Below are 14,472 nucleotides of genomic sequence, written 5' to 3'. Positions count from 1 at the left end.
GCGTTGTGCCCGGTCGGTGACCTGCTCGGTGACCCCACCCTGGGCCGTCGCGCCCGCGGCAGCCACGGCTGCGCTCACCCTGGGGTCGGCGACCCCTGGATACGCGGGCCGGTTGGCGCGACCATGGGAGGCGTGAACCACGCAGAGTTGGCCGCCTTCCTCAAGTCCCGGCGCGACCGGGTCCGCCCCGCCGACGTCGGCCTGCCCGCGGGACCCCGCCGCCGGGTACCGGGCCTGCGCCGCGAGGAGGTCGCCCAGCTGGCCGGGCTGTCCGCCGACTACTACACCGAGCTGGAGCGCGGCCGCGGCGCCCAGCCCTCCGCGCAGGTCCTGGCCGCCCTCGCCCGCGCCCTGAGGCTCAGCGGCGACGAGCGCGACCACCTCTTCCATCTCGCCGAGCGCCCACTGGCGCCCGCCGCGAGCGGCCCCGCCACACTCGTCCAGCCCGCCCTGCTCGGCCTGCTGGACCGGCTCACCACGACCCCCGCCCAGGTCATCACCGATCTGCACGAGACCCTCGCGCAGAACCCGCTCGCCGTGGCGCTGCTCGGCGCGATGCCTCCCGGACGCGGGCCCGAGCGGAGCTTCGTCTACCGCTGGTTCACCGATCCCGCCGCCCGCGGCGTGTATCCGGCCGAGGACCACCCGCACCACTCCCGGGTCTTCACCGCCGACCTCCAGGCCGTCGCCGCCCGGCGCGCGAAGGACGCCGACGTGACCCGGATGGTGGCGGCGCTGCGCCGGCGCAGCGCGGAGTTCGCCGAGCTGTGGGAACGGCGGGAGGTGGCCCTGCGCCGCACGGACCACAAGCGCATCGTCCACCCCTCGCTCGGCGTCATCGAGCTGGACTGCCACAACCTCTTCAGCGAGGACGGCCGTCAGCGGCTGCTGTGGTTCAGCGCGCCGCCCGGCACCGAGGGACACGCCCAGCTGGAACTGCTCTCGGTCATCGGCACGCAGGACCTGGGCGCCCGGGTGGACTCCTGACCGATGTCCGCAGACCCATGGCGGACCGTCCGTCGCCTGGGGCACCCTTGAGGGCGTGCGTACTGTTTCGCGCGGTTTGAGCAGTCGCACGCGGTGGGGACGCAGACAACGGTACGAATGGCAGGACGCGCCCGGCGCGTCATGGGGGGAGCGGTCGCGCATGCGATCCATCAGCCGTGCTTCACGATCCGTCGTGGAGATCACCAACCACAGACCCGGCGAGCTGACGCCCGAGCTGCGGGCCGCCTGGCATCGCGCCATGGACGAGTCGCCCGAGTACGCCAATCCCTTTCTGGCACCGGAGTTCGCGGCCGGCGTCGGCCTCTTCCGGGGCGGCGCGCGGGTCGCGGTGCTGCGCGAGGGCGGGGAGCCGGCGGGTTTCCTCCCCTACGAGCGCGGGCCGCTGGGCACCGGCCGGGCCATCGGGCTCGGCCTGTCCGACTGCCAGGCCCTCGTGCACCGGCCCGGGGTCACCTGGGACCCGGACGCGCTGCTGCGGGCGTGCGGGCTCAGCATCTTCGAGTTCGACCATCTCGTGCAGGAACAGCGGCCGTTCGCGCCGCACGTCACGGGCACCTTCGCCTCGCCGGTGATCGACGTGAAACCCGGCGACGGCGGCTATCCGGAGTGGCTGCGGGCCACCTATCCGGGGCTGGCCAAGACAACGCTGAAGAAGGAGCGGCGGCTCGGCCGCGACATCGGCGAGGTGCGGTTCGCGTTCGACGAGCGCGACCCCGAGATCCTGCGCACCCTGATGCGCTGGAAGTCCGCGCAGTACCGCAGGACCGGCCGCATGGACCGGTTCTCGCGGCCCTGGATCGTCGGCCTGGTCGACCACCTCTTCCGCGTCCGCGAGGAGCACTTCACCGGGGTGCTGTCCGTCCTGTACGCGGGCGACCGCCCGGTGGCCGCCCACTTCGGCCCCCGGTCGAGCACGGTACTGGCCGCCTGGTTCACCGCCTACGACCCCGAACTGCACTACTACTCCCCAGGGTTGATGATGCACCTGCGCACCGCCGAGGCGGCGGCGCGGGCGGGGGTGACCCTGGTCGACCTGGGCCGGGGCGACAAGGAGTACAAGGAGTGGCTCAAGACCCGCGACCTGCGCGTCGGGGAGGGCTTCGCGGCCCGCGCCCATCCGGTGGCGATGGCCCAGCGGCTGTGGCGCAGGCCGGTCAGGGGCCTGCGCAACACGGTGCTGGCCCACCCGGGACTGCGTGATCCGGCGGACCGGTTCCTCAGGACGGTCGGCAGGCTGCGGACCCGCCGGAACGGCAGCTACTGACAGGTTCTCGCCAAGACTTTGCCAAGCGGCGGATGTTTCCGTGTCCGCGTGATCGGGTCTCCAGCGTCGGTCGTGTCGATCGCTCCTGGAGGTCCCTGGTGTCCGTGCCGACCCGCAGAAGACGGTGGTTCACCGTCTGCGCGCTCACGGCGTCCGCCGCACTCGTCGCCATCCCCCCGTCCGCCGCGTCAGGGCGCTCACCGAGCCCCTTCGGCGCCCGCGTCCTCGGCCAACTGGCCAAGGAACGCGTGCACTCGGTGGGCGCCGTGTCCCCGAACGAGGCGGGGGACGGCGACGGCGGCAACGAGGCGGACGGGATCGCCGAGGGCGCGGACCAGTACGCCGAGGCCCGCACCGCACCCGGCGTCGTCGCCCCGGGCGCCTACGGCGCGGCCTGGAACAGCCTTGCCCATCTCCGCAGCGCGGGCGGCCGTTGGCACAACATCACCGACCTGCCCTACAACTCCGACGACCCGCGCTACCGCGACGTCGACTCCAACTCCAGCGGCGGCTCGGGGAACGTCACCGGCCGGATGGCCGCGGTGGCCGCCGACGACGACGGCTACGTCTACGCGGGCAGCGCGGGGGGCGGCGTGTGGCGTTCGCGCAGCGGAGGCGGCCGCTGGCAGCCCATCAGCGACCGGCTGCCCGCCCAGTCCACCGGCGCCCTGGCCCTCGACGGCGCGGACCGGCTGTGGCTGGGCACCGGCGAGGCCACCACCAACTCCGACGCCCACCTCGGCAGCGGCGTCTACGTCCTGACCCACCCCCACCACGACGCCTTCTCCGTCCGCAGCCGGGTCGGCGGCAGCGAGCTGGAGAGCACCACCATCCACGAGCTGCGCTTCGGCGGCGGCCGGGTGTGGGCGGCCACCAGCGAGGGCGTGTGGAGCCACTCCACCAGTGACCTGCGCGGACCCTGGAAGCTGGAGTTCGCCCCCAACCCCGACTACCTGCCGAAGGGGTCCAGGGCCCAGGACCAGCAGGCGCCGTACAAGAACATCGCCAACGACATCGCCATCGACCCCAAGGACCCCTCCAGGGTGGTCCTGGCCGTCGGCTGGCGCAGCGGCGACGACTACAACGGCTTCTACACCAGGGTGAACGGCGCCTGGACCCGCATCACCAGCGGCCTCGGTGACCTGCCGGCCGACGCCGCGAACGTCGGCAACGTCACCTTCGCCCGCTCCGCCGACGGGTCCCGCTACTACGCCATCGACCAGTCGCCGCACCAGCTCAGCACCAACCCGGACAGCGGCCTCGAGGGCATCTACGTCTCCACGTCCGGTTCCCCGACCGGCCCCTGGACGAAGATCGCTGACTACAAGGGCCTCGCCGCCGACAACTCCGCGCTGACGACGGCCGGTTACATGCCCGGCGTCCAGGCCTGGTACAACCAGTTCCTCGCCGTCGACCCGGCCGACCCGCAGCACCTGTACGCGGGCCTGGAGGAGGTCTACGAGACCAAGGACGGCGGCACCACCTGGTCGACCGTCGGCCCGTACTGGAACTTCCCGTTCTCCTGCTGGAGCATCGACCCGTCCCGGCAGACCGGCGCCTGCCATCAGACCACCCACTCCGACCAGCACGGCGTCGCCATCGGCAGCTACCACGGAACGTCCTTCGTCTACGTCGGCAACGACGGCGGCGTCTACAAGCGCCCGGTCGACGGCGCCCAGGACGCCTCCGGCCACGCCACCGACTGGACCTCCCTCAACGACGGCACCATCGACACCCTCCAGTACTACTCGGTCGGCATCGGCAAGGACCTCGACCACGGCGGGGTGTCCGTCACCGGCGGCCTCCAGGACAACGGCCAGTCGATCCTGCGGAGCAACGACACCGTGATGGGCTCCGACTTCGGCGGCGACGGTGGCGACACGCTCACCGATCCCGCCAACGGGTGCGACATCGCCCAGGAGTACGTCTACCTCGCCGTCCAGGTCACGCAGAACTGCGCGGTGAACGACGGCAGTTGGTCCACCGACCCGACCAAGGCCACCTCGTACTCCGTCGCCCCGCCCGACAACGCCACCAGCGAGGCCCGCTTCATCGCCCCGCTCACCTCGGACCTGAAGAACGGCGACACCTGGGTCGCGGGCGGCCGTCACGTCTGGGTCCAGACCCACGGGTACGCCATCCGCAGCGGATCCGAGTGGACCAGCGTCCACGACCTCGGCCAGGGCCGCACCGCGACCGCCGTCGCCGCGTCCGGCGGGAAGATCTACGCCGCCTGGTGCGGCCCCTGCAACAACCAGGGCTTCGCCCGCGGCATCGCCGTCGGCAACGCGGACGGCACCGGCTGGCACGACATCAACCTGCCCGTCGACGGGACCGTACCGAACCGCTACCTCAGCGGTTTCGCCGTCGACCCGACCGATGCCGACCACGTCTTCCTCACGGTCAGCGGCTTCTCCCGGGCCTGGACCGAGGGCCCCGGCGCGGGCGTCGGCCATGTCTTCGAGTCGACCGACGGCGGCACCACCTGGAAGGACATCTCGGCGAACCTGCCCGACGTGCCCGGCGACTCCGCACTGCTGACGGCAGACGGCGGCCTCGCCGTCGCCACCGACCTCGGCGTCGTCTACCGCGCCCCGGGCCGCACCACCTGGCAGCGCGTCGGCAGCCTGCCGGCCGTCGCCGTCCTCCAGCTCAAGGCGAGCCCGGACGGCGGCACGCTGTACGCCGCGACGCACGGCCGCGGTATCTACACGGTGAAGCTGCGCGACCTGCGCTGAGCATCCGGTGACGGGGAAGGGGTGGTCCCGGCAGGCCCGGGGTCACCCCTTTCGGCCGTCCCGGCCCTCGCCGCGCACCGCCCGTCCCACCTCCGTGCGCAGCGCGACGAACCCGGGCAGGCTCCGCGTCGTGATCTGGTCGCGGTCTGCGGGCAGGCCGACCGGCAGGTCGAGGACGATGCGGGAGCCGGGGCCGGGGGAGAGGACGACGACGCGGTCGCCGACGTACACGCTCTCGTCGATGTCGTGGGTGACGAACACGATCGTCGTGCCGTCGGCCCGGTGCACCTCCAGCAGCAGGTCCTCCAGATCCTCGCGGGTGCGGGCGTCGAGCGAGCCGAACGGCTCGTCCATGAGCAGCAGCGAGGGGCGGCAGACCAGGGCGCGGGCGATGGCGACCCGCTGCTGCATCCCGCCCGACAGCTCGGGCGGACGGCGCCGCCCGGCCCCGGCCAGACCGACACGGTCGAGGATCGCCTCGGCCTCGGCCCGGCGCGCGGCCCGGCCGAGGCCGAGCCGGCGCAGCGCAAGGGCCACGTTGTCCCGCACGGTGAGCCACGGCAGCAGCGAGCGGCCGTACTCCTGGAAGACGACCGCGAGCCGGTCCGGCACCCCGGCCACCGGGGTGCCGTCCACCGTGACCGTGCCGTCCTGCACGGGCAGCAGCCCGGCGATGGTGCGCAGCAGCGTGGACTTGCCGCAGCCCGACGGCCCGACGACGCACAGGAGTTGTCCGTCCGGCACGGTGAGGGTGATGCCGTCGAGGACGCGCTGGTCGCCGAAGCGCCGGCCGACCGCGTCGAGGTGCAGCATCCCCTCACCCCGCCCACGGCTCGTACAGTGTGCCCGCGCTGCCGGTGACCCGCAGGTGCAGCAGGAAGGGGCCCGCGTGGTCGCCCCGGCCCAGTGCGTGGTCCAGGGCGGCCGGCAGCTCGCCGGGGTCCTCGGCGCGGGCCGCCGGGCAGCCGAAGGACCGGGCGAGGGCGGCGAAGTCGATGCCGGTGATGTCCGCGCCGGGGACGGCCTCGACGCCGATCCGGCGGCCGAGCGCGCGGACGGCCGCGTAACCGCCGTTGTCCAGCAGCACATAGGTGACCGGGGCCGCGTGCCGGGCCGCGCTCCACAGCGCCTGCACGGAGTACAGCGCCGAGCCGTCGCCGACCACGCACACCACCCGGCGCCGGTCGGCGAGGGCCCGGCCGACCGCGAGCGGCAGCCCCCAGCCGAGCGCCCCGCTGCCCGTGGTGAGAAAGCCGCCGCTCGTATCGACGGGCACGCGCGCGTGCAGCGCGTCCCGGTGGCTCGGCGCCTCCTCGACGAGCACGCGGTCGCGCGGCAGCCGGTCCCGCAGGAGGTCGAACAGGAACTCCGGGGTGAGGTGCGCGTCGGCCGCGGCCGGGGCGGACGCCGGCCGGGGCGGCGGGGGTTCCCGGTCCGCCTCCTTCAGCAGCTCCGCGAGCCGGGCCAGGGCGGGCCGCAGGGTGGTGACGATGCTGGTGCCGACGGGCAGCCACGCGGCCTGGGCGGCGTCGCAGTCCAGGTGGAACAGCTCGGTGCCGGGCGCGAGCGGCGGACCGTCGTCGGCCACGTGATAGGTGAACACCGGTGCGCCGAGGGCCACGACGACGTCGTACGGCGCGAGGCGCGCGGCCAGGTGGCGGGCCACCGGCGGCAGGAAGCCCTGGAACAGCGGATGCGACTCGGGGAACCCGGAGCGGCCGGAGAGCGGGCTGATCCACACCCCGGCCCGGAGCCGCTCGGCCAGCGCCCGGACCTCGTCCAGCGCGTCCTCGTCGTCCACCCCCGGGCCGACCACGAGCGCCGGGCGGGCGCAGGAGTCCAGCCGGCCCGCGAGCGCGGCGAGGGCGTCCGGGGCGGCCGTGAACGCCGTGTGCAGTGTGCGGGGCCGGACGGGCTCGGCGGGGCGGTCCCAGTCGTCCTCGGGCACGGACACGAACACCGGCCCGCGCGGGTGGGCCGTCGCGGTCCGGTACGCCTCGGCCAGCACGGCCGGCACGTCCTCGGCCCGCTCCGGCTGGCGGGCGGACTTCACGTACGGGCGCGGGAACAGGGCCGGTTCGTCGGCGCCGAGGAACGGCCGCAACTGGAGCAGCGAGCGCGCCTGCTGGCCCGCCACGATCACCAGCGGCACCCGGTCCCGGTAGGCGTTGAACACCGCGCCGAGCGCGTGACCCACCCCGCCGGCCGAGTGCAGGCTGACGAACGCGGCCCGCCGGGTACCCAGCGCATGTCCGGCCGCCATACCGACGGCGACGGACTCCTGGAGTCCGAGCACATAGGTGAAGTCGTCCGGCCAGTCGCGGAACATCCGCAGTTCCGTGGAGCCCGGATTGCCGAAGACCGTGGTCATGCCGGTGTCGCGCAGAAACCGTACGACCGCCTCGCGCACGGTGGTCGTCGTCATGCCGTCCTCCTCGCTGACATCCTCGGCCCGACGAGCCGCTTCTCGACCGCCAGCAGACCGGTGTTGAGCAGAAAGCCGAGCGCGCCCAGCAGGACCAGCGCCGCCCACACGGTGAGCAGGTCGGAGCGGGTCTGCGCGTCGGTGAGGGTGAAGCCGATGCCGTTGTCGCTGCCCGGGAGCAGCTCCGAGAAGACCATCAGGATCAGGGACAGCGACAGGCTGAGCCGCAGCCCCGCGAAGATCCGGGGGAGCGCCGAGGGCAGGATCAGGAACCACAGGCGCTCGGGCGCCGTCAGCCTTAGCACGGCCGCCGCCTGAAGCCGCAGCGGGTCGGTCGCGCGGGCGCCCTCGGCCGAGTTGATCAGCACCGGCCAGACGGCGCTGAACGCGATCGACGCCACCTGCATGGGCGTACCGAGGGCGAAGACCACGACGAACACCGGTACCAGCGCGGGCGGCGGCACGGCCCGCGCGAACTGGAGCACCGGATTGCACAGCGCGTACGCCCGGCGCGAGCGGCCCACCGCGAGCCCTAGCGCGATGCCGGCGACCGCCGCGAGCGTGAACCCGGCCGCCATGCGGCACAGGCTCGGCAGGATCGTGTCCTCGGCGGCCCGGGTGAGGAAGAGATGCCGGGCCGGTCCCGAGAACCACAGGTCGCGGGCGTGCCGGACGACGCGCAGCGGCGGGGGGAAGTAGACGCTGCCCTGTGCGCGGGCGGCCGGCTCCCAGCAGGCGACGGCGCCCAGGAGCACCGACCAGCGCAGCAGAAAGGGGACGGCGGTGCGCCGGGCCCCCTCCATGGCGAACTGCCCGTCCCCGCCCCCGCGTTCGCGTGCCCAGGCGAACAACCGCCGTTCCGCGGCGACCAGTACGCCGTTGACGATCAGGCCGAGACAGCCCGCCCACACCACCGCGGCCAGGACGTCCAGGGTGCCGTCCGTCGCGGTCTGGGCCTGGGCGATGAAGATGCCGAGGCCCTGCCCGAAGCCGGAGAGGATCTCGGTGGCCACGGCCAGGATCAGGGCGACGCCGGCGGAGATCCGCAGCCCCGCGGCGATGAACGGGGCGGTGCTCGGCAGCTCCACCCGCCACAGCACCGCGAGCCGCCCGAAGCCGAAGGCGCGCAGCGTGTCCTTGGCCGGCGGGTCGGTCTCGCCCAGGCCGTAGAGGGTGTTGAACAGCACCGGCCAGAGCGAGGCGTACGCGATCAGCGTCACCTCGGTCCGCGTGCCCGACCCGAGCAGCAGCGACACCAGCGGGATCAGCGCGACCGAGGGCAGCGGCCGCAGGAACTCCACGACCGCGCGCACGGCCGCCTCCACCCCCGGCACCGCGCCCAGCAGCAGCCCGAGCGGTACGGCGATCGCGCAGGCGAGAGCCAGACCCAGCGCCCAGGCCCGCAGGGTCGCCCCGACCCCGTCGAGGAAGGCCCCGTCGCCCGCCAACCGCACCGCACGGGCGAGGACTTCGGAGGCGGGCGGCAGATAGTCGCGCCGGACGATCCCGGCCCGGGAGAGCGCCTCGCACACCCCGAAGGCGAGCGCCGCCCCGAGCAGAGCGGGCGCCAGGTCCCGACGCCGGGTCATGTCACCAGCAACGGCGCCGGATCGACGTCCTTCGCCAGCATCCCCTGTTGTCGCATGAGCTGGATCAGCCGGCGCAGCTGTGCCGCGTCGGCGGTCGCCGGATAGGCGGGCAGATGGAGACTCCTGGCCGCGTCCGCCGTCACCTTGGCGTACTCCGGCAGTTCCGCGCGGACCGCGTCCGGGTCGGCGGCGGCGAGCCTCGAGGCCGCCTCGATCGCCCGCCGGAAGCCCGCGGCGGCCTTCGGGTGCTTGCGGACGAAGGCACTTGTGGTGACGTATCCGCTCGCGGGCAGGCCCGCCGCCGGTCCCGAGCCGCCGTCCAGCAGCACCCGTGCGCCCACCTGGTGCTGGATCGCGGAGTCGAAGGGCTCGACCGCGTGGACGGCGTCCACCTGGTTCCGCTCCAGCGCGGGGCCCATCTGCGGGAACAGGATCTGCCGGTAGACGGGCCGCCCCGCGCCCCGGGCGGCGAGGATCGCGTTCAGGGTGAGGGACTGGATGTTGTTGAGGACGGCGACGGCGACCTTCTTGCCCGCCAGGTCCCCGGGCGACGTCAGGCCGGAGTCCTTGGGCACGAGGACGTCCATCATGTGCGGGGCGATCCGCACCCCCTCGGCGAGGATGCGCAGGTCCAGGGTGCCCTTCTCGTACGCCTGGAAGTAGGTCACGTAGTTCGCGCTCGCGATCGCGTCGACCTGGCCCCTGAGCAGCGCGGGCAGGGCCTGGATGCTCTGCTGCACGGGCTGGACCCGCACGTCCAGGCCCTCCTTGGCGAACAGCCCCCGGTCCCGGGCGAGATAGAGCGCGGCCGAGTCGGTGAGCGGCAGCGCCGCCACGGTCAGCCGCTCGCGCCCGTCCCGCGGGGACGACGTGCCGCCGCTGTCGCAGCCCGCCAGGAGCAGGGCCGCCGCGGCGACGAGGGCGGCGAGGCGTTTCGTTCCCGGTCGTGATCGACGTAATGCCATACGGGCATGCGTACCCCTCATTTGTCATGATCGCTACATGCGGAGTGTGTTTCGTTGCCGTCGGGTGCCGCGGGCGCCGGGTCCCGGCTACGCCGACGGACCCGCGATGCGCAGGGCCGCCGCCGGGGTCAGGAGGGCGGCGTCGGCGGCGCCGGTGACCTCCGTCCACCACTCGGCGCCGTCCTCGACGTAGCGCAGCAGCACGCCCTCGCGGATCGCCCACGGCAGCACGACGACCCGGCGCAACCCCATGAGCTTCAGCGCCGTGTGGCCCACGACCGCGCCGGCCAGGCTCTGTTCGGCCCGCGGCGCGGAGATGCCGGGCAGCTGGGCCCGCTCGGCGGCGGACAGCGCGGCGAGCCTGCGCACCGCCTCGCTCAGGTCCCGGCAGCGCATCTCCCGCCGCACGAACGGCCCGTAACGCCCGGGTGCCGCCCCGCACAGCCTGGCCAGCTGCTGGAACGTACGGGAACTGACGGCGGCCGTGCGCGGCGCCTCCCAGCGGATCCGCGTGGCCACGTCCCGCAGATCGTGCCGGACCCGGCGGCGCAACTCCTTCAACTCGGCCGGACCCGGCGGATCCTGCAGACCCAGGTGCTCCCGGGTGAGCCGTCTGGCGCCGAGCGGGAGCGAGGCGGCGAAGTCGGGCAGCCGGCCCCGGCCGAAGGCCACCTCCAGCGAGCCGCCGCCGATGTCGAGCAGCGCGAGGGGGCCCGCGCGCAGACCGAGCCAGCGCCGCGCCGCGAGGAAGGTCAGCTCCGCCTCGGTCTCGCCCGGCAGGGTGCACATCCGGATTCCGGTTCCGGCGGCCACCCGCCGCAGCACCTCCAGCCGGTTCGGCGCACCGCGGACCACCGCCGTCGCGAAGGCCAGCGGCCCCGTCGCATGCCAGCGCCGGGCCGTGGCGCCGGCCGCGGCCACCGCCTGCACCAGACCCTCCACCGCCTCGTCGGCGATGGTGCCGTCCGGACCGACATGTTCGGACAGCCGCAGCTTCCACTTGACCGTGTGCACCGGCAGCGGAACGCCCCCCTCCACATCCGCGATCACCAACCGAACCGTGTTCGACCCCGCGTCCACCACGCTCAACCGCATGGTCGGGACGTACCCACTTCCCCGTCAAAAACCCGTCAGGGCGCGGGCGCACCGGGTGACGCCTGTGCACAGGTCCCCGCGGTGTGCCGCCCGGGTGCGGCGCACGGGACGGAGGCGCGACGCGCACGCGGAGGGGTGGCGGGCCCCGGCGCCGCCGTCGGTCGCGCGGTGTCCGGATCTCGGTCCTCTGCGCCCCCGCGGCGCCCTCGCCGCCCTTATAGGGTGACCGTTGCCGGACACGCACGGTCGAGACGGGGAGAGGCACGTGAGCGCGACAGACGTGGGCGGGACGCACGCGACGAGGGCAGTGGTGGTCGGCGGCGGCATCGCGGGCACCGCCGCCGCGCTCGGACTGCGCAAGGCCGGGTACGACGTGACCGTGTACGAGGCCCACCCCGACACGGCCGAGGACATCGGCGCCTTCCTGACCCTGGGCAGCAACGGCATGCGCGCCCTGGCCCAACTCGACGCCACGGACGCGGTCACGGCCATCGGGTTCCCGCTGACGTCTCTCCGGCTGCTCGACAGCCGCGGCACCGAGCAGGCGCACGCGCCGCTCGGCGAGGTGACCGACCCCGGCCTGCACTACCGGTGCCTGCGCCGCGGCGAACTCAACGCCGCCCTCCAGCGCGAGGCGGCCCGGCGCGGCCTCCCGGTGCGCCACGGCGTCCGCCTGACCGGCGTGAGCGAAGGGCCGGGCGGCGTCACCGCGTACTTCGCCGACGGCACCACCGCCGACGCCGACCTCCTCGTCGGCGCCGACGGCCTCGGCTCCACCGTGCGCGCGCTCATCGCCCCCGAGGTGCAGCCCGGTTACGCGGGCCAGCGGATCTACTACGGCTACACCGCCACCGCCCCCAGCGCCGATCCGACCGGCCTCATCACCTTCGTCCGCGGCGCCGAGACCACCTTCGGATACGCGGTGTCACCGGCGGGGGAGACGTACTGGTTCGCCCGCGTCGACACCGAGGCCCTGCCCGCCGACGCCTCCGCCCACGAGGTCGACCCGCGCGAGGAACTGCTGCCGCTGCTGGCCGAGGACGCCACACCGGCCGCGGACATCGTCGCCGCCTCCGTCGGCCCGGTCCTCGCCACCAACGCCACCGACCTGCCGCTCGGCTCCATGTGGCACACCGGACGCGTGCTGCTCATCGGTGACGCGGCCCACGCCGCCTCCCCGGCCACCGGCCAGGGCGCCTCGATGGCCCTGGAGGACGCCGTCGTCCTCGCCAAGGCGCTGCGCGACCGGCCCGGCGTGCCCGCCGCGCTCGCCGCCTACGAGGCGCACCGCCGCCCGCGCGCGGAGCGCAACGTCGCCGTCAGCGGCGGCATCTCCCGCGCCGGGCACCGTTCGGCCCGACCGGGCGCGGCCGTGGCCCGGCCAGCCGACCCGGACGCGGCACTCGTGCGCCAACTGGCCTGGGACACACCGCTGTCCGCCACCCCGCCCGAGGAGTCCTGAGCCGCACCACCGCGCGGCCGAGCGCGCGAAAGTACAAGAGGCGCGGCACTGGAGTCCATTGCCGGACAGAGCGGCGGGGCCGGATCGTTCCGTGCAACCGGCCCTTCGGCAACAAGGAGCACAGGTGCGACTCTTGAAGAACAGAGCGGGCACAACCCTGTCAGTGACCTCGGCGGCCGTCGCCCTGGTCCTCGGCGGCGGCCTCACCTCCCCGGCGACGGCCGCGACACCCCCCGACGCCGCCTACCGCGTGACCGTGGGCAGCCCGGTGCCGTTCACCCACCCCACGGACACCCCCGCCACCCCGTACCTGGACCGGGACGGCACCTTCCACTACCAGCAGTCCGCCGCCCTGTACGGCGCCAAGGACCCGCGCACCTGGGACTTCTACACCGGCAAGGACTTCGACTCCGCCGGCTTCGACACCAAGCTCAGCAAGGCGGTGAACCCGGCCAACTCCGCCGACCGCAACGACGACACCACCTGGCGCTGCAACAACAGCCCCACCGGCCGCGAGGCCACCTACGCACCCAGCGGCTCCGGCTACGCGCAGAAGAACTACTGCGACCTGTCCGGGCTGTGGGTCGACCCCGACACCGGCGACTGGTACGGCCTGGTGCACAACGAGTTCACCCCGCAGCCCTTCGGTGACGGACTGCACTACGACGCCGTCGACTACGCCGTCTCCACCGACCACGGCCGCACCTGGACCGTCAAGGACCACGTCATCACGTCCCCGTACAGCACGAAGCGCGGGGACACCACGGCCTTCCCGAACCAGACGTACTCCTACGGCGACGGCGACCAGCGCCTCTTCGTCGACACCGCCTCCGGCTACTTCTACGTCTATTACGGCTCCCGGATCATCGACAAGAGCGGTGGCTGGAAGGCGTTCTACGAGCACGTCGCCCGCGCCCCGATCTCGGCCAAGATGGCCCCCGGCTCCTGGCGCAAGTGGTACGACGGCGCCTGGTCCCAGCCCGGCACCGGCGGCAAGGAGAGCAACATCGTCCCCGTCGACGCCGACCACCCCACCGGCTACACCCCGGCCGCCGCCGAGTACGACCCGGCCGACACCGGCACCGCGGCCCAGCAGATCGCGGCCGGCACGATGCCCCCGACGTCGCCGCTGTTCGTCATGAACATCGCCTACGACGCCTACCTCGGCCTCTACATCGGCGAACCGCAGGCCGTCGACCAGAGCGGCGGCTCACCGCAGTACCTGTACGCCACCGACGACCTGACGACCCAGAAGTGGCACCTCATCGGGGACACCGGGAGCTACACCAACGCCTCCTGGTACCGCTGGTTCCTCGACAGCGCCAACCGCACCGGCTCCGCGATCGTCGGCAAGTCCTTCCGCTCCTACTGCGCCTTCGGCTGCGCGCACGACGCCTCCGGCGAGTACGTCGACATGACCGTCGACGCAGCGAAGCCCGCGGCCGCGCCCGTGGACACCAGCCGCCGCTACCGCATCTTTGGCGGCACGGGCCGGTTCCTCGCCCAGGCGGCCGGCGGCTCCGGCACCACCTCGCTGGCCCGGCCCACCGGATCCGGCCGGGACACCTGGGTCTTCAGGCCGACCGGCGACGGCGCCTTCACCCTCACCAACGCCGCGAGCGGCCGACTGCTCGGCGTCGACTCCGCAGCCACCGCGGGCCGCGCCTGGGGCGCCCGGCCCACCGTCACGCGGGCCCCGGCAGGCGGGCCGGCCGTCGGACAGCAGTGGTTCGTGATCCCGGACGCGGGCGGCCACACCTACCGGCTGGTCAACCGCTACAGCGGCCTCGTGCTCGGCCTCTCCGGCACGCCCGGGCGACTCTCCGAGACCACGCCGGTGCGCACCTGGACGGACCACACCCACAGCGCCGTCGGCGGGGCCCGCACCGCCGCGGAACAGACCCTTTCCCTCACCGCGAGCTGAGC

The 14,472-nt window shown here is 73.9% G+C and carries 10 protein-coding genes; 5 read left to right on the top strand and 5 right to left on the bottom strand.

Features of this window, described 5'->3' with window-relative positions; all coding sequences use genetic code 11:
- Positions 1-132: 132 nt before the first annotated feature.
- From BIV23_RS15720 to BIV23_RS15710, 3 genes are all read left to right on the top strand, one after another.
- On the top strand, positions 133-987 hold the full coding sequence (locus BIV23_RS15720; RefSeq protein ID WP_071381525.1) for a helix-turn-helix transcriptional regulator: 855 nt from the start codon (positions 133-135) through the stop codon (positions 985-987).
- Between the two features lie 160 nt (positions 988-1,147).
- Complete coding sequence (locus tag BIV23_RS15715; protein ID WP_071381456.1) at positions 1,148-2,272, top strand: GNAT family N-acetyltransferase; 1,125 nt, start codon at positions 1,148-1,150, stop codon at positions 2,270-2,272.
- A gap of 98 nt (positions 2,273-2,370) precedes the next feature.
- The gene (locus tag BIV23_RS15710) at positions 2,371-5,010 is read left to right on the top strand and encodes a WD40/YVTN/BNR-like repeat-containing protein (protein ID WP_071381455.1); all 2,640 of its coding nucleotides are present in this window, start codon (positions 2,371-2,373) and stop codon (positions 5,008-5,010) included.
- A 42-nt stretch (positions 5,011-5,052) separates the two neighbouring features.
- Here the strand turns inward: BIV23_RS15710 and BIV23_RS15705 are convergent, their stop codons facing one another.
- The 5 genes from BIV23_RS15705 to BIV23_RS15680 all read right to left on the bottom strand — a co-directional run bounded on the left by BIV23_RS15705 (position 5,053) and on the right by BIV23_RS15680 (position 11,084).
- Positions 5,053-5,823 carry an ABC transporter ATP-binding protein gene (locus BIV23_RS15705; protein WP_071381454.1) on the bottom strand — a complete coding sequence of 257 codons (771 nt, stop codon included), beginning with the start codon at positions 5,821-5,823 and terminating at the stop codon, positions 5,053-5,055.
- Between the two features lie 4 nt (positions 5,824-5,827).
- Entirely contained in the window at positions 5,828-7,435 is a 1,608-nt protein-coding gene (mdlC, locus tag BIV23_RS15700) for a benzoylformate decarboxylase (RefSeq protein WP_071381453.1), read from the bottom strand.
- Positions 7,432-9,024, bottom strand: a complete 1,593-nt coding sequence (locus tag BIV23_RS51845) for an ABC transporter permease (RefSeq protein WP_245790542.1) — start codon at positions 9,022-9,024, stop codon at positions 7,432-7,434. Before BIV23_RS51845 ends, mdlC begins: the two co-directional genes overlap by 4 nt.
- A complete protein-coding gene (locus BIV23_RS15685) occupies positions 9,021-9,989 on the bottom strand; it encodes an ABC transporter substrate-binding protein (protein ID WP_071381452.1) in 969 nt (322 codons plus the stop codon). Before BIV23_RS15685 ends, BIV23_RS51845 begins: the two co-directional genes overlap by 4 nt.
- Positions 9,990-10,076: 87 nt before the next feature.
- Positions 10,077-11,084, bottom strand: a complete 1,008-nt coding sequence (locus tag BIV23_RS15680) for a Ppx/GppA family phosphatase (RefSeq protein WP_107471175.1) — start codon at positions 11,082-11,084, stop codon at positions 10,077-10,079.
- Between the two features lie 265 nt (positions 11,085-11,349).
- On the opposite strand from BIV23_RS15680, the gene BIV23_RS15675 reads away from it, so the two are divergent.
- Together BIV23_RS15675 and BIV23_RS15670 are read left to right on the top strand one after the other, a co-directional pair.
- The gene (locus tag BIV23_RS15675) at positions 11,350-12,546 is read left to right on the top strand and encodes an FAD-dependent oxidoreductase (RefSeq protein WP_107471174.1); all 1,197 of its coding nucleotides are present in this window, start codon (positions 11,350-11,352) and stop codon (positions 12,544-12,546) included.
- Between the two features lie 124 nt (positions 12,547-12,670).
- Complete coding sequence (locus BIV23_RS15670) at positions 12,671-14,470, top strand: RICIN domain-containing protein (RefSeq protein ID WP_079173180.1); 1,800 nt, start codon at positions 12,671-12,673, stop codon at positions 14,468-14,470.
- Positions 14,471-14,472: the final 2 nt, after the last annotated feature.

The organism is Streptomyces monashensis, from assembly GCF_001866665.1.
In the GTDB taxonomy this organism is placed as follows: domain Bacteria; phylum Actinomycetota; class Actinomycetes; order Streptomycetales; family Streptomycetaceae; genus Streptomyces; species Streptomyces monashensis.
Note: the sequence above shows the minus strand (reverse complement) of the source record. Positions and strands in the feature narration are given on the sequence as shown.